Here is a 22131-nt window from a genome sequence, read left to right as displayed (position 1 = left end):
GGGGTTTCAACAGCCCCTGGGGCACCGGGAGTTGTCGATCGACCGCAGGAGGTGAGGGGAGCGGTCCGGTTTCACCGGCCGTGGTCGAGATACGCGAGAACCGCCAGCACGCGCCGGTTGTCGTCGTCCGAGACCTCCAGCCCCAGTTTGGCGAAGATGTTCGCGGTGTGCTTCGCGATCGCCCGTTCCGTCACCACCAGCTTGGCCGCGATCGCCGCGTTGGACCGCCCCTGCGCCATCAGCTCCATCACCTCCAGCTCGCGGGGCGTCAGCCGCGCCAGCGGCCGGTCGTCGCCCGACCGCCGCGCCAGCAGCTGCTGGATCACCTGCGGGTCCATCGCCGTGCCGCCCGCCGCCACCCGCCGTACGGCGTCCACGAACTGCTCCGCGTCGAACACCCGGTCCTTCAGCAGGTACCCCACCCCGCCGCTGCCGTCGGCCAGCAACTCCCGTGCGTACAGCTGCTCCACGTGCTGCGAGAGCACCAGCACCGGCAGCCCGGGCCGCTCGCGGCGGGCCTGGAGCGCGCACTGCAGCCCCTCGTCGGTGTGCGTCGGCGGCAGGCGCACGTCGACGACGGCGACGTCCGGCTCCAGTTCGGCCAGCGCCCGGGCCAGTTCGGGCCCGGACTCCACGGCCGCCGCGATCTCGAAGTCGTGCGCCTCGAGGAGCCGGACGAGTCCGTCGCGCAGCAGGAACAGGTCTTCGGCTAGGACAACGCGCAAGGGATCTCCACGGTGACCATGGTGGGACCGCCCGCAGGGCTGCTGACGGCCAGGACGCCGTCGAATGTACCCAGTCGCCGCTCGACCCCGGTCAGTCCCGAGCCGGCCCCGATCACCGCGCCGCCCTTGCCGTTGTCGGTGACGGTCGCCCGCAGATGCCCCTCGGCGTGATGCAGGTCGACCCAGATCCGGTCCGCGCCGGAGTGCTTCACCGCGTTGGTGAGCACCTCGCTCACCGCGAAGTACGCGGCCGACTCCACGGGGGCCTCCGCCCGCCCGGGCAGCTCCACGCTCACCTCGGTGGCCACCGGCAGCCGGAGCGCCAGCGCCCGCACCGCGTCCCCCAGCCCGCGCTCGGCCAGCACCGGCGGATGGATGCCGCGCACCAGCTCGCGCAGCTCCGACAGCGCCTCCACGGAGGACCGGCGGGCCTGTGCGATCAGCTCCTTCGCCTTCGCCGGGTCCTTGTCGAGCAACGCCTCGATGGTCCCGAGGTCCATGCCCACCGCGACCAGCCGCGCCTGCGCCCCGTCGTGCAGGTCCCGCTCGATGCGCCGCAGCTCGGCGGCGGAGGTGTCCACGGCGTCCCGCCGGGTCTCGGTCAGCACCCGCACCCGCTCGGCCAGTTCCCCCTGGTTCGAGCCGAGGACGGCCCGGGTGAGCCGGTAGTGCGCGTCCAGCACCCGCGGGGCGGCGAAGTGGGCCAGGAACAGCAGGGCGAGGGCGAGCACACCGGCGCCGAGCGCGGACGTCTGGTCGCTGACCGGCACGAAGCCGTACCAGTACCCGTCGGGCATCACCCGCCACAGCCCGACCGCCAGGGCGAACCCCTCCAGCGGGTAGAGCAGCAGCACGGCCGGCAGCAGCGCGGTGGTGAAGCCCGCCGTCATGTCGACCGGCAGCCACCCCAGGTCCCGCCAGGTCGCCGGGTCGCGCAGCATCCCGAAGGTGCGCGCCCACGGGTTGGCGTCCTTCGGGATCGGCCGGTAGGCGGGCGGGATCCGCACCCCGCCCCACTCGGCCGCCAGCACCCGCCGCCGGTTCGCGAACGTCCGCACCCCCGTCAGCACGTACGGAGTGGTGACGATGCCGATGCCGATCGGGATCAGCGCGATGGACACCAGGGACAGCGTGAAGCACAGCACCGCGCAGGGCAGCGACACCAGTGCCAGTCCCAGCCCCCGCGCCGCCCCCTTGGCCATGCCCCTCGTACGCCCGTCGCGGCTCTTCATGTCGGTGGTCATGGCGCAAGTCTGGCGGAGCGGGATGCGCGGGGCACTGGGCCGGACCCCCCGGTCCGGGGGTGGTGTTACCTACACCCCCGGCGCCTCGACGCCCCCGGTGCCCGCCAGCACCTTCGCCTCCACCTCCGGATCGAGTCCCTTCTCCGTCCGGTCCGGGCGCTGGGGCGCGGTGCCGCCGATGTCCTCCAGCCAGCGCCAGGTGTCGGCCACGGTCTCGGCGACCGGGCGGCAGAGCAGCCCGGCCGCGACCGCCCGGGAGACGTCCGCGGAGTGCAGCGCGTCGTGCAGGTCGCTGTCCGGGGGCACCCACACCGGCAGCTGCGTCCACGGCTCGATGCCCGCCTCGAGGATCACCTCGGGCTCGGTCCACCGCAGTTCGGCCGTCCCACCGGTCACCTCGGCGCACGCCCGGAGCAGTTCGCCCATCGTGGCGTGCCCCTGCGGGGAGATCAGGTTGTACGGTCCGCTCAGCTCCTGACCGGCCGCGTCGAGGACCCACTCGGCGAGGTCGCGGACGTCGATGTACTGGAGCGGCAGGTCGTGCGGCCCCGGGGCGAGCACCGGGCCGCCGCGCGCCATCCGGTTGAGCCACCAGGGCAGCCGGCCCACGTTCTCGTACGGTCCGAGGATCAGGCCGGCCCGCGCCAGCACCGAGCGGTCCGCGCCGAAGGAGTCCAGGACGGCGAGCTCGGCGCCCCGCTTGTCCTGCGCGTACGCCGTGTGGTCGGCGTCGGCGGAGGCGCCCTCCACCACGGGAGCCCGCTCGGTGTACCCGGCGGGCGGGGCCCACGCGTACACCGAGCAGCTCGACACGTACGCGTACCGCCCGGCGCGGCCCCGCAGCAGCCGCGCCGAGTCCCGCACCGCGCGCGGGGCGGCCGACCAGGTGTCGACGACGACGTCCCACTCGCCCGGGTCCTCGTCGAGCGCGGCCAGGCCGTCGGGCGCGGTGCGGTCGCCCAGCAGCGTCCGCACGCCCGGCGGCGCCGCGTGCCGCCCCCGGTGGAAGACGGTCACCTCCCAGCCCCGGGCGAGGGCCGCCTCGACGACGGCCCGGCCCACGAACTCCGTACCACCCAGCGTCAGAAGTCTCATGCCGGTGACTCTGCCCGGTCCGGCGGCGCGGGGGAACGCGAATCTGCTGTCGGCAGACGGACCGGCCGGCCTCAGCGCCCGGCCGGCGGCAGGTACTGGTAACCGACCCGGCGCACCGTGCGGATCGCGTCCCGGTGCTCGGTGCCGAGCTTGCGGCGCAGCCGGGCGACGTGCACGTCGACGGTGCGCCCGTCGCCCACGTGGCCGTAGCCCCACACCGTGCCGACCAGGTGCTCGCGCGTGTGCACCCGGCCCGGATGCGCCACGAGATGGGCCAGCAGCTCGAACTCCAGGTAGGTGAGCTCGAGTTGCCGTCCGGCCACCTCGGCGGTGCGCCGCGCGGCGTCGATGCGGACCAGCGGGTCGCCACCGGGTTCGGCGGCGGTTCCGGTGGCGGGGGAGCCGGCCGGCTCCGGCACCGCGACCGGGAACGGCGGCTGCCGGTCGGCGGGGACCAGCACCAGGTAGCCGACCATCGGGGGACGGCCGGGCAGGACGGGCAGCGCGTGCTGCGGCGCGGGCAGCCAGGTGGCACCGGGCGGCAGGAGGTCCGCGACGGTGACCACTTCGTCACGGTCGACGGCACGCAGCCCGTGCCGGGGATGGCCGTGCGCGGTGAGCGGGGCGGAGGCCGCGGGAGGGGCGAGGGGGGTGAGGGGAGCGGAGGACAGGGAACGGGTGGTCGCCATGGGAGGTCAGCTCTTTCGCGCGAAGGGTTCGTCGGGGGACGTACGCGGTTCGCGCCGGCGGAAGACCGGGGTGTACGGCGTCAGAGGGCCGGCGCGTTCGTCGCGCGGCAACACACCCGGTCGAAGTCGTCGTGCTGACGGGAAGGCCAGAAGGGCTCGAGGTCGTGGCGACCCGTCGCGAGGTGCTTCCGAAGACCGGCCATGACCCCATTGAAGCAGACCCCGGTCACCGGCAGCAGCCTCTTCTCACTGCGCGGACGCCCGCGGCGGCGTGAGACCGCTGCCGGCGGGCCGTCATCCCTCCAGCCGCCCGCGCCGGTCCAGCGGTCGCCCGCCTCCCCGACGCGGTGCACCGGCTCCCGCAGCCGCTTCGCGGACGGCCGCCGGAGCGGCTCCCCGTACCCGGTCCAGTCCCTGACGGCCAGGCCCCGTCGATCTCCGGGCCCCACGGTGACGGACGCCGCCGACGACGCGAGGGGGCGCCCACCCGTGACAGTGGGCGCCCCCGGGAGCGACTGCGGGACGGATCAGACCTGGCCGGCCTTCTCCAGCGCCGTGCAGCAGGTGTCGACGAGCAGGCGGGTCACCACGTACGGGTCGACGTTGGCGTTCGGACGGCGGTCCTCGATGTAGCCCTTGCCGTCCTTCTCGACCTGCCACGGGATGCGCACCGAGGCGCCGCGGTCGGACACGCCGTAGGAGTACTTGTCCCACGGGGCGGTCTCGTGCAGGCCGGTGAGGCGGTCGTCGATGCCGGCGCCGTAGTTCTTGACGTGGTCCAGCGGCTTGGAGCCCTCGCCCAGCGCCTCGCACGCGGTGATGATGGCGTCGTAGCCCTCGCGCATCGCCCTGGTGGAGAAGTTGGTGTGCGCGCCGGCGCCGTTCCAGTCGCCCTTGACCGGCTTCGGGTCGAGGGTGGCGGCGACGTCGAAGTCCTCGGCGGTGCGGTAGAGCAGCCAGCGGGCCACCCACAGCTGGTCGGCGACCTCCAGCGGGGCCAGCGGGCCGACCTGGAACTCCCACTGGCCGGGCATGACCTCGGCGTTGATGCCGGAGATGCCCAGGCCCGCCTTCAGGCAGTTGTCCAGGTGCGCCTCGACGACGTCACGGCCGAAGATCTCGTCGGAGCCGACACCGCAGTAGTAGCCGCCCTGCGGGGCGGGGAAGCCGCCCTTGGGGAAGCCGAGCGGGTAGGCGTCCTTGAAGAAGGTGTACTCCTGCTCGATGCCGAAGACCGGCTCCTGTGCGGCGAACCGCTCGGCGACCTCGGCCAGCGCGGCACGGGTGTTGGACTCGTGCGGCGTCATGTCCGTGTTGAGGACCTCGCACAGCACCAGGACGTCGTCACCGCCGCGGATCGGGTCGGGGCAGACGAAGACCGGCTTGAGCACGCAGTCCGAGGCGTGCCCCTTGGCCTGGTTGGTGGAGGACCCGTCGAAACCCCAGATCGGCAGCTCGGCGCCCTTGGCGTCGTCCGCGAGGATCTTCGTCTTGGAACGCAGCTTGGCGGTCGGCTCGGTGCCGTCGATCCAGATGTACTCGGCCTTGAAGCTCACGGTCCACATCCTTCGGGGTGGGTCTGGGCGCTTGCGCGGGTGCTGCGGCGCTGCGGCACTGGGGCGCCGCCGTCGATGTCATGCAGCGTGTCAACAGGCGATTTCCCGGCCATTGCCCGTGTGTGAACCCCGTGTTACCTGACCCTGCCGTGTCCCGCCGCATGGCGTGAGCGCGCGGAGGGGCCCGCCGCTCCCGGCCGGGAGCGGCGGGCCCTGGGAATCCCCGACGGACCCGGGCGTCACCCCACCTTCTCGATCACGGCCCGGCGGATCAGGAACTTGCCGGGCTCACGGACCTGCTCGAAGGCCGCGTTGTTGAGCAGGACGCAGCTGCCGGACACCGAGGTGACCTCCACCGTCGTGGACTTGCCGTTGTCCAGGTTGGTGACCTTCAGCTTCGTGCCGGCCGGGAACTGGTTGCTGGACGCGGCCGGCGCGCCGCCCTCACCGGAGAGGGTGACGGTGGACCCGTTGCACACCTGCCCACCGGTGGCGGCGGCGTCGCCGCCGGCCTGTCCGCCGCCGGCCTGCTCACCCTGAGCCGGTTCCGAGGGCGCCGGCTGCGCGGGCGGCGCGGCCTGGGAGCCCTGAGCCGACTCCCCCACCGCGCACCCGGACGCCTCCTGCTTGCGCTTGATCTCCTCGATGACCGCCTCGCGGTTGGCGATCCGCGCCTCGGACTGCGCGTCGGGGTCGGCCCGCTGGCCCTCGATGAACTTCTGGTTGTTGCCGAGCGCGGTGGCGAGCCCCTGGCAGACGGACGAGTCCGCGGCCGCCCTGGTGGTGGGCGTCTGCGCGGCGTTCGAGGTGTTCGCCATGACGAAGGCACCGCCTCCCGCCACCGTCGCGGCGCTCACCAGCAGGGCGAGCTTCTTCTTGGGGCCGAGAGTTCTCCTGCGCGACATGCGCGCCTCCTGAAGAGGTAGGGGAGCGTACGCCGCTATGTACGAGATGCCGAACGGGGTTACTCAGCGGTCGGGACAAGTGGCCGCAGTAACCTGCGTCACACGGTCGTCGAGCTGCCGCGGGTCAGCCGCGCCCGCCCTGCTCGTACGCCACCACGTGGTCGTTGACGTACTGGAGCAGCCCCTGCGTCTGCCGCGTGAGCGCGGCCTCCCCCGTCTCGGCGCCGTCCCCCCACTGTCCGTTGGCGAAGACCACGGACCGCACGGTCATCAGCCGCTCGAAGAGGCCCGCCGAACCGGGCGGCACCGTCGGCAGCCCCGCCTCCGGCGGCGGGTCGAGCGAGACGACCTGGTAGGTCACCGGATCCATCGAGGCCATCGCGAACACCGTCGAGGCGTCCTCGACCCGCCGGAAGCTGGCCACGGTGACGGTGATCTGCGAGCGCCGCTCGGCGTCCGTGAACAGCGCCGAGGTCAGCCGCAGGCATCCCTCGCCCTGGTCGACGAGCGCCGCCAGCCCCGCGGACATGCCCCGGGCGCAGCTGGTGGTGGTCGCCAGGTCGACCCGCTGGTACCGGGAGCCGTCCTTCAGGCGCACGCTCTTCTCCGGGAACGCCCGCTCCGGCCGGATGACCGGCCGCGCGAGCAGTGAGGGGAGGGCGGCCGGGGCGTCGGAGGGCAGGGAGGCGGTGGCGGAGGGCACCGGCTCGGCGGCGGTGGAGGACGGGGCGGGGGCGGAGAGGGGCGCGGCCCGCCCCCCGCCGTCGTCCCCGTTCGTGTACAGCACCGCGCCCGCCGCGACCGCCCCGATCAGCACGACCGCCGCCGCGCCACCGATCACGGACCGCGGTCCGCGTCTTCCTTGATCATCGAAGGTCATGGCGGCGGAGGGTACAGCAAGGGGCACCCCCGACTCCCGCCGCCGGACAAGCGGGACGAAGGCACCGGCGGGGGCTAACGGGACAGGGCGTCCCGTACCGCCTCCTCCGTGCGGGCCACGACCGCCGTGCCGTCGTCCGCGGTGATGATCGGACGCTGGATCAGCCCGGGGTGCTCGGCGAGCGCCGTGATCCAGCGGTCCCGCGCACCGGCGTCCCGCGCCCACTCCCCGAGCCCGAGCTCCTTCGCGGCGGCCTCCCGGGTGCGGGTGATGTCCCACGGCTCCAGGCCGAGGCGGTCCAGCACCGCGCGGATCTCGTCCTCGCTCGGCACGTCCTCCAGGTAGCGGCGGACGGTGTAGTCGGCGCCCTCGGCGTCGAGCAGGCTGACGGCGCTGCGGCACTTGGAACAGGCCGGGTTGATCCAGATCTCCATGGCGCACACGGTACGCCGGGAGGTGCGGGACCTTCCGGCCGAGCGGGGTCCCCGGGCCGTGTCCGGCCGGCGTCACGGCGTGCCCTGTTCGAATTCCCGCCGCCTCACGCGCACCTCGCGGAACTGGTGTGGCAGGGCGGTAACTTCCCTGCTCAGCAGGGTATTTGCCCGGTCCGGCGGGCTGTCCGGTTGTCAGTGCCGGGCAGTAAACTGGAGGCAGTGTTCGAGGGTGGTGCCGGAGTCGTCGTGGGCTTCGGCGGGCCGCCCCGACCGCGACAGGAGGATGCCCGTGCCCGCTGCCGCACTCAAGCCGAAGCCCCTGCCCACCCAGTCCACCGCGAAGCGTCCCGTCCGGCTCGAAACGCCCTGCGCGCCGGTGGCGAAGCGGCCGCTGCCCGCGGGCCGCCCGCGGGAGTGGTACGTCACGCACAACCGCCGGCTCAAGGCGATGCGGCTCGCCATCGCCCTGCTCGACTCCGGCGTCTACCTGCCCGACCAGGCGCGCGACGAGACGATCCGGAGCACGGCGGAGCTGATCGGCGTGCACCCGCCGTCGGACACCACGTGCCACATGGTGCGCGCGTTCATGCGCTACAGCCGCTGAGCCGGGGCGCGGCGCCGGACGCCCCGGGCCACGGGGCGCCCGGCACCGCCCCGGTGCGCGTCACCACCCGAAGCCGCGTCAGCCGCGCAGTCCCGCCTCCCACTTGCGGCGCCGGAGCACGTAGTCGCTGAAGAGGTGCCGGGCCCGGTCCAGCAGCTCGCCCACCTCCGCCTCCCCGCGCGGCGTGTCCGCCCCGGGACGCCACCGCTGCACGGACTGCCCGGCCCACGCCCGCAGCCTCTCGTCCCGGTCGTCCAGCAGGGCGACCGCCGCCCGCAGCCCGACGAGCCCCCCGCGCGCGTCCAGCAGACGGAAGGCGGCGACCCGGGCGTGCCGGGGCCGGTCGGCCGTGAGGAACCCCGTCAACCAGTCGTCGGGCAGCGTCCCGGCGGAGGGGAGCAGCGCGGTGGACGCCTCCCGCACCACACCGGGCGCCGGGTCCTCGAGCAGCGGCAGCAGCCGCGCCACGTCGGTCACGTCCAGCGCCCGCAGCCCGGCCACCGCCCGCGCCCGCACCGTCGGCGCCGGGTGGGCGAGCAGCGGCCACAGCAGCTCCGCGTCCGCGCGCTCCCCGCACTCCGCCAGCCCGATCACCGCGCCCGGCGGGACCGCCGGGTCGGCCGGGTCCGCGCACCGCTCCCGGTACCAGGGCAGCGGATCCGTCCCGTGCCGCCGTACGACGTACCGCGCACAGGCCCGTACCACCGCGGCCCGGTCGGCGAGGAACTCCACCGCCCGCCCGGGCCGTCCGGCCCGCCGCAGCGCGGTGACCCCGGCCGACCGCGCCCGGGGGCTGCGCGCGCCCAGCAGCGGTTCCAGCACGTCGTCCCAGCCGCTGTCGCCGCCCTCGTCCGTCACGGCGGCCACGGCGGCGTCGGCGCACAGCGTCTGGATGACCGGGTCGTCGTCCCAGGAGGCGCGGCGGGCCAGCTCGCCGGGGGAGAGGAGCCCCTCCTCGACGGCCGACCGGAAGGCGAACCGGCGTACGGCGCGGTCGGTGTGGGTGTGCAGGGGCAGCAGCCGCTCGCGCGGTGCCCGGCGGAGCACGCCGTCGAGCAGCTCGACCCCGAAGGCACCCCGCTCGCGCCTCCCGACCCGCAGGATCAGCGGCGCGAGGGCGACCGCGGTCTCCACGTCGAGCATCCCGCCCAGCAGCCGCCGGGCCCGCTCCCGCACGGGCGCGGCCCAGTCGCCGGCGCGTACGACGAGCAGGGGCAGCAGGACGGGATGCTCCGCGACCCCGTCCAGCGCGGCCTCGCGCACCCGTCCGTCCGGATGGCACAGCGCGAGCGCGAGCCGCGACCGGACGGGCAGCCCGGCGCTCTCGTCCGGCGGGCCGGGGCGCCCCGCACCGGCGACCGGCTCCGGGGCGGGCGCCCCCGGGGCTCCGGCCCGGCGGCGGGAGCCCGCACCCCGGTCGGCCGACCGGGGACGGGCCGGGGGACGGAGGCCGAGGCGGAGACGGCCGAGGCCGGCCGTCGGGCGCCCGGGCGCCGCCGCCGACTGCGGTGCGCCGCCGGCCGTGCCGTCCCCGGGCGTCCCGGCCCCGTACCCGCCCGGCAGCAGCGAGGACCGGTACCGGGCGATCGCCCGTACGCCCGCGTCCAGCGCCGTCCAGGCGCCCGGGTCGGTGATGTCCAAGGCCTCGGTGAGGGGTGTTCCCCGGACCAGGCGCGTCGCCGCCGCCTCCCCGCTCCGGATGTCGTCGCCCATGTCTGTCCGCCCCCCTGCCGACCTGCCGTTCCGATGATCGTAGAGGCCGACGGAGCGGACGGTCGCGGCAATCAGTACGGGCGGAAGTCGACGTACCCGAGGAACAGGATCACCGCCACCACGCAGCCGAGCACCACCACCGTCGACACCCAGGACGACCGGCCGGACGACGCGGTGTGCTCCGGGTCGGGGCGGAACGGGACCGGCCCGGGCGGGTTGTCCTTCCAGCGCGCGGCGAGCATCCGGGCCCGGGCGGACGGCTCCTTGTGCTCCGCGCCGTCCGCCCACTTGAGGTCGAACTCCCGCTCCTCGTCGTCCTTCTCGGACATCCCCGTGACCTTCCTCGAACAACAGTGTCGGGAGCAAGGATCCCGCGACCGTGCCCGTCCTGTGAAGTGCGTTCCGCCCCGAGCCGGTCGGTCCGTGCTTCACCCGGCCGGTCCGTGCCGTGCGCGCGGACGGGACGGCGGACCGCAGGGGTGGTCGTGGCCCTGACACCTGGGACGAGGCCCGGAGGACGCGCATCCCATGGTCTTCGGGTGCCTGATCGAGCAGACCGGCCCCGTGGGCCCGCCGGGCCCCCGGGGCCGAGCGGTTCCGGACCGTGCGGCGCATCCCCGGGACCGCCGCCCGATGACAGACGTGGCGGGGGCCGCCGTCCTCGCGGACGGCGGCCCCCGGAGGCCCTCGACGGCGTCGATCAGACGTCGAAGTACAGCTCGAACTCGTGCGGGTGCGGGCGCAGCTGCAGCGGGGCGATCTCGTTCGTGCGCTTGAAGTCGATCCACGTCTCGATCAGGTCCGGGGTGAACACGTCGCCCTGGAGCAGGAACTCGTGGTCGGCCTCGAGGCGGTCGAGGACGGCGCCGAGGGAGGTCGGGACCTGGGCCACGCCGGCGTGCTCCTCGGGGGCCAGCTCGTAGAGGTCCTTGTCGATCGGCTCGGCCGGCTCGATCTTGTTCTTGATGCCGTCCAGACCCGCGAGCAGCAGGGCCGAGAAGGCCAGGTACGGGTTGCCGGAGGCGTCCGGGGCGCGGAACTCGACGCGCTTGGCCTTCGGGTTCGAGCCGGTGATCGGGATGCGCATCGCGGCGGAGCGGTTGCGCTGCGAGTACACCAGGTTCACCGGGGCCTCGAAGCCCGGCACCAGGCGGTGGTAGGAGTTCACCGTCGGGTTGGTGAAGGCCAGCAGCGACGGGGCGTGCTTGAGGATGCCGCCGATGTAGTAGCGGGCCGTGTCCGACAGTCCGGCGTAGCCCTGCTCGTCGTAGAACAGCGGCTCGCCGCCCGCCCACAGCGACTGGTGGACGTGCATGCCGGAGCCGTTGTCACCGAAGATCGGCTTCGGCATGAAGGTCGCGGTCTTGCCGTTGCGCCAGGCGACGTTCTTGACGATGTACTTGAAGAGCTGCAGGTCGTCGGCGGCCGCGAGCAGCGTGTTGAACCTGTAGTTGATCTCGGCCTGGCCGGCGGTGCCCACCTCGTGGTGCTGGCGCTCGACCTTCAGGCCGACCCGGGCCAGCTCCAGGGACATCTCGGCACGCAGGTCGGCGAAGTGGTCGACCGGCGGGACCGGGAAGTAGCCGCCCTTGTAGCGGACCTTGTAGCCGCGGTTGTCCTCCAGCGCACCGGTGTTCCAGGCGCCCGCCTCGGAGTCGATGTGGTAGAAGGACTCGTTCTCGGACGTCTTGAAGCGCACGCTGTCGAAGACGTAGAACTCGGCCTCCGGACCGAAGTACGCGGTGTCCGCGATGCCGGTCGAGGCGAGGTAGGCCTCCGCCTTCTTGGCCACGTTGCGCGGGTCGCGGGAGTACTGCTCGCCCGTGATCGGGTCGTGGATGAAGAAGTTGATGTTCAGCGTCTTGTCGCGGCGGAACGGGTCGACCCGGGCGGTCGACAGGTCCGCGTGCAGCGCCATGTCGGACTCGTGGATGGCCTGGAAGCCACGGATCGAGGATCCGTCGAAGGCCAGCTCCTCGTCGGGGTCGAACGCCTCGGCAGGGATCGTGACGTGCTGCATCACACCCGGGAGGTCGCAGAAGCGGACGTCGACGAACTTGACGTCCTCGTCCGCGATGAACTTCTTGGCCTCGTCGGCGTTCTGGAACATCCGGCTCCTCCTACTCCCGACCGTCCCGCCGGGGTGGTAGATCGTTCGTGCGGCCAGTGCGGGTGGCACACGCTGCACTCGACCCTAGGGACGGGTCATTTCTCGGGCGTGACCCATTTGTTTCACACGCGTTAACCGGCCCCTCCTCCACGGTAGCCCCGACACGGCCCTCCGTCCCCCGGTCGTCCACGGGCGCAGTACCGTGGACGGGTGGACAAGAGGCAAGCAATCGGATCATGGCTGTCCGGGCCGCGCGCGGCCATGGAGGACGCCGGTGCCGGGTTCGGGTACCGGGGTGAGCAGCTGGGACTGCCGGAGGAGGGACCGGGCTCGATCGCCGGACCGGGCCGCAGGATCGGCGCCCTCGTCGTGGACTGGTCCCTGTGTCTCCTGATCGCATACGGTCTCATCACCGACGGCTACGGTCAGGCGACGAGCAACTGGGCGCTGCTGGTGTTCTTCGTGATGAGCGTCCTCACCGTCGGCACGATCGGCTTCACCCCCGGCAAGCGCCTGTTCGGCCTGCGCGTGATCGCCCTCGACGGCGGCCAGGCCCACCCGGGTCGCGGTCTGCTGCGCTCGGTCCTGCTCTGTCTCGCCGTGCCCGCCCTGATCTGGGACCGCGACGGCCGCGGCCTGCACGACCGGCTCGCCCGCACGGTCGAGGTGCGGGTCTGACACCCGCCGCACACGTCGATGGGGGCGCCCGGGATCACTCCGGGCGCCCCCATCGACGTGTGCCGTCGGTCGCGGCTCTCAGCGGCCCCTCGGGCCGCCCTTCGGCAGCTTCATGCCCTTGGGCATCGGCCCCTTGGGCAGCGGCATGTTGCTCATCAGGTCGCCCAGCGCGCGCAGCCGGTCGTTGGTCACGGTGACCTGCGGGCCGCTGAGGACGCGGGGGAGCTTGAGCATGGTCGTGCGCAGCTTCTTCAGCTCGACCTGGCCCTCGCCCGTGCCCACGATCAGGTCGTGCACCGGGACGTCCGCGACGATGCGGTTCATCCGCTTCTTCTCGGCGGCGAGCAGGCTCTTCACCCGGTTCGGGTTGCCCTCGGCGACCAGCACGATGCCGGCCTTGCCGACCGCGCGGTGCACCACGTCCTGGTTGCGGTTCATCGCCACCGCGGGGGTGGTCGTCCAGCCCCGGCCGATGTTGTCGAGCACGGCCGCGGCGGCGCCCGGCTGTCCCTCCATCTGCCCGAAGGCCGCCCGCTCGGCCCGGCGCCCGAACACGATCGCCGTCGCGAGGAAGGCGAGCAGGAAGCCCAGGATGCCGAGATAGATGGGGTGACCGATCAAGAAACCGATCGCGAGGAAGACACCGAAGGTGACGATTCCGACAGCCGCGAGCACAAGACCGATCTTCTTGTCGGCCCTGCGGGTCATCTTGTAGGTCAGGGCGATCTGCTTCAGTCGCCCGGGGTTCGCAGCGTCCGCTGCGGTTTCCTTCCTCGCCATGCCACGAAGTCTACGTGGCCCCGGGAGCGCCGACGACGGCAGTGCCCGCGGGAGCGGAAGCGGGAAGGGACGGGGCCGGGAGCGGGTGGTCGGGGAGGGGCGGTCAGGGGCGGGTGGTCAGGGGCGGGACCGGGGTCGTCTGCTCGAGGACGCGCTGCGCCTCGACCCGGTCCTTGGCACGGCGGCGGTCCTCCAGCACCGACGTCCAGGCGTTGCGGCGGGCGGTGCGCTGGCCGCCGTTCATGAGCAGCGCCTCGACGGCGCGCAGCGCGGTGGTGAAGGACGGGATGGCGGTGGCGCGGACGGGAGCGGCCTGCATGGCGGAGATTCCCCTCGGTGCTCCGGGTACGGGTGTACGTGGCGTGATTCCAGGGTCACTGATTGGTGTTACCAGGGCGTGACCGGCCGGTCAAACAGGCATGAAGGCTCGGTGGGCGGGGCCGGAACGCCGACGCGGCCCCGACCGCTGCCCTCATCTGCGAGGACGGTCGGGACCGCGTACTCTCGGCCATTACCTGCGGGTAGGTCCTTGTGTGTGACTTCACACGCCGCACCGCCCGGTGCGGGACGGGGTGGCTGACGACCCGTCAGACGGCCTGGGACGCCACGTACGCGCCCCGCTTCTCCACCGCCATCTGGTAGAGGCGGCCGGCCCGGTACGAGGAGCGGACCAGCGGGCCGGACATCACACCGGAGAAGCCGATCTGCTCGGCCTCCTCCTTCAGCTCCACGAACTCCTGCGGCTTCACCCAGCGCTCGACGGGGTGGTGGCGCACCGACGGGCGCAGGTACTGCGTGATGGTGACCAGCTCGCAGCCGGCGTCGTGCAGCTGCTCCAGCGCCTCGCTGACCTCCTCGCGGGTCTCGCCCATGCCGAGGATCAGGTTCGACTTGGTGACCAGGCCGTGGTCCCGGGCGGCGGTGATGACCTTCAGGGAGCGCTCGTAGCGGAAGCCGGGGCGGATCCGCTTGAAGATCCTCGGCACCGTCTCGACGTTGTGCGCGAAGACCTCGGGGCGGGAGGAGAAGACCTCCTCGAGCTGCTCGGGGACCGCGTTGAAGTCGGGGGCGAGCAGCTCGACCTTGGTGCGGCCCGCCTCGCGGCCGGCGGTCTGGGCGTGGATCTGGCGCACGGTCTCCGCGTACAGCCAGGCTCCGCCGTCCTCCAGGTCGTCGCGGGCGACGCCGGTGATGGTGGCGTAGTTCAGGTCCATGGTGACCACGGACTCGCCCACGCGGCGCGGCTCGTCCCGGTCGAGGGCCTCCGGCTTGCCGGTGTCGATCTGGCAGAAGTCGCAGCGCCGGGTGCACTGGTCGCCGCCGATGAGGAAGGTCGCCTCGCGGTCCTCCCAGCACTCGTAGATGTTCGGACAGCCGGCTTCCTGGCAGACCGTGTGCAGGCCCTCGCTCTTGACCAGGCTCTGCATCTTGGAGTACTCGGGACCCATTTTCGCCCGGGTCTTGATCCACTCGGGCTTGCGCTCGATGGGGGTCTGGCTGTTGCGGACCTCCAGGCGCAGCAACTTGCGTCCGTCGGGTGCGACTGCGGACACGTCGGCTCCCTAGCTTCGATTCTTCGGCGTACACCAGGGTACGCCCGTGTTTGCCGGGCCCGGCCGCGAGGCCGACCTCCGGGAGGCGGGGCCCTCCCGCCCGGTCAGGCGGTCGCCCGCTCGATCTCCCGCGGCTTCGGCTCCGCGTTCTCCAGGACGTCCCGCAGGTGCCGCTCCACGACCGGCAGCACCTCTTCGACGGTGACGTCGCGGCCCAGCTCGTGCGCCAGCGAGGTGACGCCCGCGTCGCGGATGCCGCACGGGATGATCCGGTCGAACCACTGGTTGTCGGGGTTCACGTTGAGCGCGAAACCGTGCATGGTGACGCCCTTGGCCACGCGGATGCCGATCGCGGCGATCTTGCGGTCCTCGCGCCGCTGCCCGGCGTTGGACGGCGCGTACTCCGGGCCGTTGAGGCGGGGGTCGAACTCCTCGTCGTTCAGCCGGGGGTCGAAGTCCAGGGAGAGTCCGCCGAGCGCGGGGCGCCGCTCGACCGGGTCGCCCAGGACCCACACCCCGCTGCGGCCCTCGACCCGGGTGGTCCGAAGGCCGAACTCCGCACAGGTGCGGATCAGTGCCTCCTCCAGGCGCCGGACGTGCGCGACCACGTCCACCGGGCGGGGCAGCTTCTGGATCGGGTAGCCCACCAGCTGGCCGGGACCGTGCCAGGTGATCTTGCCGCCGCGGTCCACGTCGATGACCGGGGTGCCGTCCAGGGGGCGTTCGCTCTCCTCGGTGCGTCGGCCGGCCGTGTAGACCGGGGGGTGCTCCAGGAGGATCACGGTGTCGGGGACCTCGTCGGCGAACCGCGCCGCGTGCACCCGGCGCTGCTCGTCCCAGGCCACCCGATAGTCCACGGCCTCGGCCCCGAAGCCCATCCGGACGAACCGCAACTCACTCACGGCAAGCGCCTCCCTAGAAGGTCGTCAGGCGCGAAACGCGCCCACGCCACTGTACGACCGTACGACCGGCCGGGGAGAGGCGGCCGTGGGGGTGCCGGGGCGGCTCGGCGGGCGGGCCCCGCCCGTCAGCTTCCGGATCAATCCTCACACGATCGGATGAATACCTCTCGGCGTGTGCGATCGGGTGCTCACTCTCCGCTACATTCGCGCCGTCCATGAGGTCATAAGGGCTGCTCACGGGTAGTCCGGGCACATCGTGAGCCGGAAGGCAGGAGACCGCACCGCAGATGACGGAACGACCCGCGCAGCGCACCCCCAACCGACAGCTCGCCGCGCTCATCGCAGAAGCGGGGTTCTCCAACGCGGGACTCGCCCGTCGCGTGGACCAGCTCGGTCTCGAACACGGGCTCGACCTGAGATACGACAAGACGTCCGTCACCCGCTGGCTGCGCGGACAGCAGCCGCGGGGCACCACCCCGGCGCTCATCGCCGAGGTCTTCACCCGGCGCCTCGGCCGGCGCCTGACCGCGCAGGACCTCGGCCTGGACGCCTGCGCCCCGGTGTACGCGGGCCTGGAGTTCGCCGCCACCCCCGAGGAGGCCGTCGACATCGTCAGCGGGCTGTGGCGCAAGGACTCCGGGAGCCACGCCGAGCTGCGCAAGATCGCCTTCACCTCCGCGGGGCTGGTCGTCCCCAGCCGGGACTGGCTCATCGGCCGCGCGGACGAGAAGGTGGCCCGCGCCGAGCCGCCGGCCCGTGTCCCCGCCCAGGGGCGCTCGTCCGCCCGCACCCCGGGCCCGTCCGAGCTCGGGACCCGCCGGCGCGGCACGGCCGAGCGCGGCCCCGGCCAGCGGGTCACCGACGGCGACATCGCGGCGCTGCGCTCGGTCGGGGAGCTGTTCCGCACCCTCGACGACGCCTACGGCGGCGGTCACGCCCGCCAGGCACTCGTGCGCTACCTGGAGCACGAGTGCGAGCCGATGCTGCGCGGCACCTACGGCGAGCAGACCGGCCGGCGCCTGTTCGCGGCCGCCGCCGAGCTGACCCGGCTGGCCGGCTGGACGTCGTACGACATCGCCGCGCACGGACTCGCCCAGCGCTACTTCGTGCAGGCGCTCCGGCTCGCGCAGGCGGCCGGGGACCGGGCCTACGGCGCGTACGTGCTCGTCACCATGAGCCGACAGGCCGTCTACCTCGGCCACGGACGGGAGGCCGTCCAGCTCGCGCGGGTCGCCCAGCAGGGCGCGGGGGGCTCCGCGCCCCCCGTGGTCCAGGCGCTGCTGCACGCCGCCGAGGCGCGCGGGCACGGGGTGCTCGGCGAGGTGCGGGCCTGCACCGCCGCGCTGGTGCGCGCCGAGCGCGCGCTGGAGGGCGCGCGGACCGGCGACGAGGTGCCGCACTGGGCGCGCCGCTTCGACGAGGCGCAGCTCGCCGACGAGTTCGGCCACTGCCACCGGGACCTCCAGCAGTTCCGCGCCGCCGCCCAGCACGCGGAGCGCTCCCTGCAGCTGCGCGCCCCCGGCCACGCCCGCAGCCGCCTGCTGTGCCGGGTGGTGCTGGCCACCGCCCGGCTCGGCCTCGGCGAACTCGACCAGGCCTGCCAGCTCGCCGCCGAGGCGGCCGGACAGGCGGCGGAGATGCGCTCGGTGCGGGCGGTGGAGTACGTCCGGGACTTCGAGCGCCGGCTGGAGCCCTACCGCGACGCGGCCCCCGTCCGGACCTACCGCGACAAGGTGGCGGCCTACGGCTGACCGGGGAGGGCCGGTCCGCCCCCCTCGGCCGCCCCGCCACCCGGGGGAACGCGCGGACGGAACCGGCCGCCGCCGTGCCGTGCCCGGGCCCGGACGGCCCGCCGCCGGACGCGCCGTGAGCTACGCCGCCCTGGCCGTGGACAGGGGGTCCGCCGTGTGCATCGGGCGGCCCGCGCCCAGGTCCGCCAGGATCGCGGTCGCGGCCCGGTGCGCCGAGTGCAACGCCCCCTGCACCACGCCGGTGTCCCGGTGGTCGCCGCACACGTACAGGCCCGCCAGCAGCCGCACCGGGCGGCGCGGATCGTGCGGCGGGCGCATGGCGGGCACCGCCTCGGCGGTGTGGTGCACGGCGAGCGTCTCCCAGCGCGCGGTCGAGGTGCCGTAGAGCCGGGCGAGGTGCATGCGCACGGCGGTGTCGACCTGGTCCGGGGGCGCACCGAGGACCGTCGACGTCACCAGCGTGCGGCCGGCCGGTGCGCGGGACGGGTCGACCCGGCTGACCGCCGCCGTGTGCGCCACCGGACCGCCCCGGTCGGCGTCGAGCAGCAGCGAGGCGCCGGTCGCCGGGGGCGTGTCCGTGGTGTGGTGCACCACCGTCACCGGACGGAAGTCCGGCACCCGCAGACCGGGCAGCAGCTCCGCGGCGGCCCGCGCGCCGGTCGCGATCAGCACCGCGCGGCAGCGGAACTCCCCGTGCTCGGCGGTCGTCACCGAGGTCGTCGAGACGGAGGTGACCCGGACTCCGGTGTGCACCGTGCCCGGCGGGAGCGCGCGCAGCAGCAGCTCCGGCAGGGACTCGGTGCCCCCCTCCGGCACGCACAGCCGTCCGCGGGCGAAGGCGCGCAGCGCGAGATCCGCGCACCGGCTGGAGGTCGTGAGGTCCGGGTCGCACAGCAAGGCGGCGAGCAGCGGGCGCAGGAAACCGTCGACGGTGCGGCCGGGCAGACCCCGGGCCGTCAGCGCCTCGGCGGCGGTCACCTCCGGGCGGGCCAGCAGCCGTTCGACCGGTGTGCCCGCGAGCCGCGAGAACGCGGCACCGAGACGCGCCTGGTCCACCGCCGTGCCCAGCGGGGCGCCGGTCCGGTTCCGGGGCACGGACACCTGACGCCCCGGTACGGCCGCCGGCCTCCGTGGCGCGGCCCCCGCCCGTGGGGCGCTCGCCAAGGCGCGCACCGCATGGAGTGCGCCCCTTGTGCCTCGCGCGCCGGCCTGCACGCCCGCGCGGTGGTGACGTCCGTCGCTGTGCAGCAGGACGCCGGGCGCGAAGGAGTGCAGGACGAGTCCGCCGAGGCCCGGCGTCAGCCGCAGTTCGGGGTATGCGGTGGACAGCAACGGCCCGATCCTGTCGAGCCGGAAGCCGTCGACCTTCTCGGTCGCCATGCGGCCGCCCACCTCGTGGGCGGCCTCCAGGACCAGGGTGGTGACTCCTGCGCTGGTCAGTCGTCGCGCCGCGGAGAGTCCGGCGATCCCGGCTCCCACGACGACGACGTCCGCCTGGTACGTGGGCTCAAGCACGTGCCCCTCCTCGAGGTTGCGCGGGCGCTGGAGACGTCATGCCCTCAACAGGCCCCAGGGATACCCGAGTTCGGCTCGAGGTTAAGGCCGTGATCGGTCGTGGTCAGTCGCGCATCGGCAGAGCACGGGCGCACGACGGTCGCATACACGCGTCAGATGGGCACGATGTGGTCGCAGGGGGATCGGTTCCGTGCGCATCGCGGTCGTGCGTGCTCGTGCGCGCTCACAGCACGGCCCTGACCGCCTCCTCGATCTCCGGGAACGCGAACCGGAAGCCCGACTCCAGCAGGCGCGTGGGCAGCACCCGGGCGCTGCCCAGCACGTCCCCGGCCATCTCGCCGAGCACCGTCCGCAGCACCGGCGCGGGCACCGCGAACACCGCCGGCCGACGCAGCACGCGGGCCATCGCCTCCGTGATCTCACGGTTGGTCAGCGGATGCGGGGAGGTCAGGTTGAACGGCCCGGACAGCCCGTCGGTGTCCAGGAGGTGGCGCAGCGCGGCCACCTCGTCGTGCAGCGCGATGAACGACCAGTACTGGCGCCCGTCGCCCAGCCGCCCGCCCAGCCCGGCCCGGAACAGCGGGAAGAGCCTGCCCCACGCCCCGCCCCCGCGCGCCACCACCAGCCCGGTCCGCGCGAACACCGTCCGCACGCCGGACTCCCGCGCCGGTGCCGCGGCGGCCTCCCACGCCACGCACAGGGACGGCAGGAAGCCCTCCCCGGCCGGCGCGCCCTCGTCGACCGCCCGGTCGCCGGTCTCGCCGTAGTAGCCGATCGCGCTGCCGTTCACGAACACCCGGGGGCGTACGTCCTCGTCCAGCCCCGCGACGGCCTCGGCGAGCGCGGCCGTGCCCCGCACCCGGCTCACGCGGATCCGCGCCTTGTACTCCGGCGTCCAGCGCCGGTCGCCGACCCCGGCCCCCGCGAGGTTGACCACGGCGTCGCACCCGGCGATCCCGGCGGCGTCCACGGAACCCCGCTCCGGGTCCCACCGGACCTCGTCCGCCGCCCGGGGCGCGCCCCGCACCAGACGGCGGACCTCGTGCCCGTCCGCGGTCAGGGACCGGACCAGCGCGCCGCCGATGAGACCGGACGCGCCGGCCACTGCGATCCGTGAACGTTCCATGGCCCCATCCTCCCCCCGACCGCCCGGAAACCACGGGCGCCGCGGCGCCCGTCGGCCGTACGGTCGCGTGCACGCCCGAGCCGTCCGTACGCACCGCCCGCCCCGGCGACGAGGCGGACCTGGCCCGCCTCGACCGCGAGAACCGGTCCCACCTGCTCGCGGTCACGCCGCCGCCGGAGCCGCACGAGCCCTTCCTCCGCGAGCGCTACGGACCGGACGAGCACCTCGTCGCCGAGTACGGGGCCGTCCCGTCGGCTACGTCCGCCTCGGCTTCGCCGCACCGGTCGCGTCCAACGCGCACGTCCGGCGGATCCACGGCCTCGTCGTCGACGGGGAGGCGCGCGGCACGGGGGCCGGCCGGGCCCTGGTGCGGGCCGCCGTGGCGGAGGCCCGCCGGCGGGGCGCCCGCCGCATCACCCTGCGCGTCCTCGGCCACAACACCGCCGCCCGCGCGCTGTACGCGTCCGAGGGCTTCGTCGTGGAGGGCGTGCGGCCGGAGGAGTTCCACCTCGACGGGGCGTACGTGGACGACGTCCTGATGGGACCGTCGCTGCCCCGGGCCGCGTCGCCTCCCGGCGCCTACGAGGTGACCGGGTCCCCCGTGTCCACCGGCGCCGTCGCGTCCGCCGCGCGCTCGGCGTCGCCGGCCACCTCGTCCGCCGTCAGCACGTAGCCGGTCCCGGCGTCCGAGGTGGAGCGGGCGAACACCACGCCGAACACCCGGCCGTCGGTGGCCAGCAGCGGCCCGCCGGAGTTGCCGGGGCGGACGGTCGAGCGGATCGAGTAGATCTCGCGGGTGACCGTGCGGTCGCCGTAGATGTTCTGCCCCCTGGCCTGCACCCGGCTCGCCACCGTGGCCGCCTGCAGGTTCAGGTCGCCGTCCTGCGGATAGCCCGCGACGACCGCCGAGTCGCCGCGCTCGGCGGCGTCGTCGAAGCGCAGGACGGGCGCCCGCAGCTCGGGCACGTACAGCACGGCCACGTCCTTCCGCGGATCGAACAGCACCACCCGCGCCTCGTACGTCCGCCCGACCCCGCCGACCCGCACGGTCGGCTCGTCGATGCCGGCCACCACGTGGGCGTTGGTCATCACGCGCTCGCGCGCGTACACGAACCCGCTGCCCTCGCGGCCCTGGGTGCCCGCGACGCCCTCCACCTTCACCGTGCTGCGCTGGGCGGCCCGGGTCGCGGCCGCCGTGACGCTGTCGCCGGAGGGCTCGGCGACCTCGGCGGCCGACTCGTTCTCGAAGGGGTTGAAGACCTGCGGGAAACCCGCCTCCGTCAGCGCCGAGGTGGCCCGCGAGAACCACCCCGGAGTGGTGTCCGGCATCACCCCCTGCACCGTGCCGAGCAGCCGCGAGTCCCGGATCGCCGACGTGACCAGCGGGGACGAGGAGGCGCCCAGCACGCTCGCGGCCACCCACGCCACGATCAGCACGGCCACCGAGTTGGCCGCCGCCCCGCCGATCCCGTCCGCCACCCGCAGCGGCCCCCGGTCCAGCTCACCCCGCAGCCTGAGCGCCAGCCGCCCCGCCAGCTCGTGGCCCGCCACCGCCGGCAGCAGCACCGTGAACACGGCCGCCACCGTCGCCCGGGTCGTCCCCGGCGTCACCAGGTCCATCACCCAGGGCAGGAGCCACACGCCGACGACCGCACCGCCCACGAAACCGGCCAGCGACACGCAGCCCGCCAGCAGTCCGCGCCGGTAACCGGACGCCGCGTAGGCCAGGACGACCAGCAACAGCAGGATGTCGAGCAGGTCCACGCACGCCGCCTTTCTCTCGGACCCCTGTACGTGGGGGAGGGGCCCGGTGATCAGCCCCGCGCCCGGACGGCCGCGGGAAAGCGGCCACGCACGCGTGTACCCGGGAG

The 22131-nt window shown here is 74.0% G+C and carries 21 protein-coding genes and 1 pseudogene; 4 read left to right on the top strand and 18 right to left on the bottom strand.

What is annotated here, in order from left to right; genetic code table 11:
* Nucleotides 1-71: 71 nt before the first annotated feature.
* The 8 genes from FHS37_RS02260 to FHS37_RS02225 all read right to left on the bottom strand — a co-directional run bounded on the left by FHS37_RS02260 (nucleotide 72) and on the right by FHS37_RS02225 (nucleotide 7528).
* Nucleotides 72-725 (bottom strand): LuxR C-terminal-related transcriptional regulator, encoded by a 654-nt coding sequence (locus FHS37_RS02260; RefSeq protein ID WP_184817289.1) that lies wholly within the window; start codon nucleotides 723-725, stop codon nucleotides 72-74.
* Nucleotides 710-1969, bottom strand: a complete 1260-nt coding sequence (locus tag FHS37_RS02255; RefSeq protein ID WP_184817288.1) for a sensor histidine kinase — start codon at nucleotides 1967-1969, stop codon at nucleotides 710-712. The genes FHS37_RS02260 and FHS37_RS02255 overlap by 16 nt, the downstream gene beginning before the upstream one ends.
* A gap of 69 nt (nucleotides 1970-2038) precedes the next feature.
* The gene (locus FHS37_RS02250) at nucleotides 2039-3064 is read right to left on the bottom strand and encodes an SDR family oxidoreductase (RefSeq protein ID WP_184817287.1); all 1026 of its coding nucleotides are present in this window, start codon (nucleotides 3062-3064) and stop codon (nucleotides 2039-2041) included.
* 71 nt (nucleotides 3065-3135) lie between these two features.
* A complete protein-coding gene (locus tag FHS37_RS02245) occupies nucleotides 3136-3753 on the bottom strand; it encodes a winged helix-turn-helix domain-containing protein (RefSeq protein WP_184817286.1) in 618 nt (205 codons plus the stop codon).
* 527 nt (nucleotides 3754-4280) lie between these two features.
* Nucleotides 4281-5309: a glutamine synthetase gene (glnII, locus tag FHS37_RS02240; protein ID WP_184817285.1), complete on the bottom strand. Its 1029-nt coding sequence runs from the start codon at nucleotides 5307-5309 to the stop codon at nucleotides 4281-4283.
* A 239-nt stretch (nucleotides 5310-5548) separates the two neighbouring features.
* The gene (locus tag FHS37_RS02235; protein ID WP_184817284.1) at nucleotides 5549-6214 is read right to left on the bottom strand and encodes an SCO2207 family protein; all 666 of its coding nucleotides are present in this window, start codon (nucleotides 6212-6214) and stop codon (nucleotides 5549-5551) included.
* Nucleotides 6215-6338: 124 nt separating this feature from the next.
* On the bottom strand, nucleotides 6339-7094 hold the full coding sequence (locus FHS37_RS02230; protein WP_184817283.1) for a hypothetical protein: 756 nt from the start codon (nucleotides 7092-7094) through the stop codon (nucleotides 6339-6341).
* Nucleotides 7095-7168: 74 nt separating this feature from the next.
* Nucleotides 7169-7528: an arsenate reductase family protein gene (locus tag FHS37_RS02225; RefSeq protein ID WP_184817282.1), complete on the bottom strand. Its 360-nt coding sequence runs from the start codon at nucleotides 7526-7528 to the stop codon at nucleotides 7169-7171.
* 289 nt (nucleotides 7529-7817) lie between these two features.
* Here FHS37_RS02225 and FHS37_RS02220 point away from each other — a divergent pair, with 289 nt between their 5' ends.
* Complete coding sequence (locus tag FHS37_RS02220; RefSeq protein WP_184817281.1) at nucleotides 7818-8132, top strand: hypothetical protein; 315 nt, start codon at nucleotides 7818-7820, stop codon at nucleotides 8130-8132.
* 78 nt (nucleotides 8133-8210) lie between these two features.
* Here FHS37_RS02220 and FHS37_RS02215 read toward each other — a convergent pair whose 3' ends face one another.
* The 3 genes from FHS37_RS02215 to glnA form a co-directional block, all read right to left on the bottom strand.
* Nucleotides 8211-9845, bottom strand: coding sequence for a HEAT repeat domain-containing protein (locus tag FHS37_RS02215; protein ID WP_184817280.1), 1635 nt, complete (start codon nucleotides 9843-9845; stop codon nucleotides 8211-8213).
* A 71-nt stretch (nucleotides 9846-9916) separates the two neighbouring features.
* Nucleotides 9917-10174, bottom strand: a complete 258-nt coding sequence (locus tag FHS37_RS02210) for an SCO2583/SCO2584 N-terminal domain-containing protein (protein ID WP_184817279.1) — start codon at nucleotides 10172-10174, stop codon at nucleotides 9917-9919.
* A 371-nt stretch (nucleotides 10175-10545) separates the two neighbouring features.
* Nucleotides 10546-11955, bottom strand: a complete 1410-nt coding sequence (glnA, locus tag FHS37_RS02205) for a type I glutamate--ammonia ligase (protein ID WP_184817278.1) — start codon at nucleotides 11953-11955, stop codon at nucleotides 10546-10548.
* 210 nt (nucleotides 11956-12165) lie between these two features.
* On the opposite strand from glnA, the gene FHS37_RS02200 reads away from it, so the two are divergent.
* Nucleotides 12166-12633, top strand: a complete 468-nt coding sequence (locus tag FHS37_RS02200; protein ID WP_184817277.1) for an RDD family protein — start codon at nucleotides 12166-12168, stop codon at nucleotides 12631-12633.
* 78 nt (nucleotides 12634-12711) lie between these two features.
* On the opposite strand, the gene FHS37_RS02195 is transcribed toward FHS37_RS02200, so the two are convergent.
* From FHS37_RS02195 to lipB, 4 genes are all read right to left on the bottom strand, one after another.
* On the bottom strand, nucleotides 12712-13413 hold the full coding sequence (locus tag FHS37_RS02195; RefSeq protein WP_184817276.1) for a DUF4191 domain-containing protein: 702 nt from the start codon (nucleotides 13411-13413) through the stop codon (nucleotides 12712-12714).
* Nucleotides 13414-13516: 103 nt separating this feature from the next.
* Complete coding sequence (locus FHS37_RS02190) at nucleotides 13517-13732, bottom strand: SCO2195 family GlnR-regulated protein (protein WP_184817275.1); 216 nt, start codon at nucleotides 13730-13732, stop codon at nucleotides 13517-13519.
* Nucleotides 13733-14000: 268 nt separating this feature from the next.
* A complete protein-coding gene (lipA, locus tag FHS37_RS02185; protein ID WP_184817274.1) occupies nucleotides 14001-14966 on the bottom strand; it encodes a lipoyl synthase in 966 nt (321 codons plus the stop codon).
* Between the two features lie 104 nt (nucleotides 14967-15070).
* The gene (lipB, locus tag FHS37_RS02180; RefSeq protein WP_184817273.1) at nucleotides 15071-15868 is read right to left on the bottom strand and encodes a lipoyl(octanoyl) transferase LipB; all 798 of its coding nucleotides are present in this window, start codon (nucleotides 15866-15868) and stop codon (nucleotides 15071-15073) included.
* A 287-nt stretch (nucleotides 15869-16155) separates the two neighbouring features.
* Here lipB and FHS37_RS02175 point away from each other — a divergent pair, with 287 nt between their 5' ends.
* On the top strand, nucleotides 16156-17619 hold the full coding sequence (locus FHS37_RS02175) for an NsdA family TPR-like regulatory protein (protein WP_184817272.1): 1464 nt from the start codon (nucleotides 16156-16158) through the stop codon (nucleotides 17617-17619).
* A gap of 120 nt (nucleotides 17620-17739) precedes the next feature.
* Here FHS37_RS02175 and FHS37_RS02170 read toward each other — a convergent pair whose 3' ends face one another.
* Nucleotides 17740-19134, bottom strand: a complete 1395-nt coding sequence (locus tag FHS37_RS02170) for an NAD(P)/FAD-dependent oxidoreductase (protein WP_184817271.1) — start codon at nucleotides 19132-19134, stop codon at nucleotides 17740-17742.
* A gap of 223 nt (nucleotides 19135-19357) precedes the next feature.
* Nucleotides 19358-20260, bottom strand: a complete 903-nt coding sequence (locus FHS37_RS02165) for a TIGR01777 family oxidoreductase (protein WP_184817270.1) — start codon at nucleotides 20258-20260, stop codon at nucleotides 19358-19360.
* A gap of 119 nt (nucleotides 20261-20379) precedes the next feature.
* Between FHS37_RS02165 and FHS37_RS02160 the strand changes: the two are divergent.
* A pseudogene (locus FHS37_RS02160) lies at nucleotides 20380-20813 on the top strand (GNAT family N-acetyltransferase); the annotation flags it as partial.
* 26 nt (nucleotides 20814-20839) lie between these two features.
* Here FHS37_RS02160 and FHS37_RS02155 read toward each other — a convergent pair.
* Nucleotides 20840-22024, bottom strand: coding sequence for a MarP family serine protease (locus FHS37_RS02155; protein ID WP_184817269.1), 1185 nt, complete (start codon nucleotides 22022-22024; stop codon nucleotides 20840-20842).
* Nucleotides 22025-22131 lie beyond the last annotated feature (107 nt).

The sequence above is a fragment of the Streptomyces griseomycini genome, assembly GCF_014203535.1.
GTDB classification, from domain to species: Bacteria; Actinomycetota; Actinomycetes; order Streptomycetales; family Streptomycetaceae; genus Streptomyces; species Streptomyces griseomycini.
This window is presented reverse-complemented; position numbering and strand designations above follow the sequence as displayed.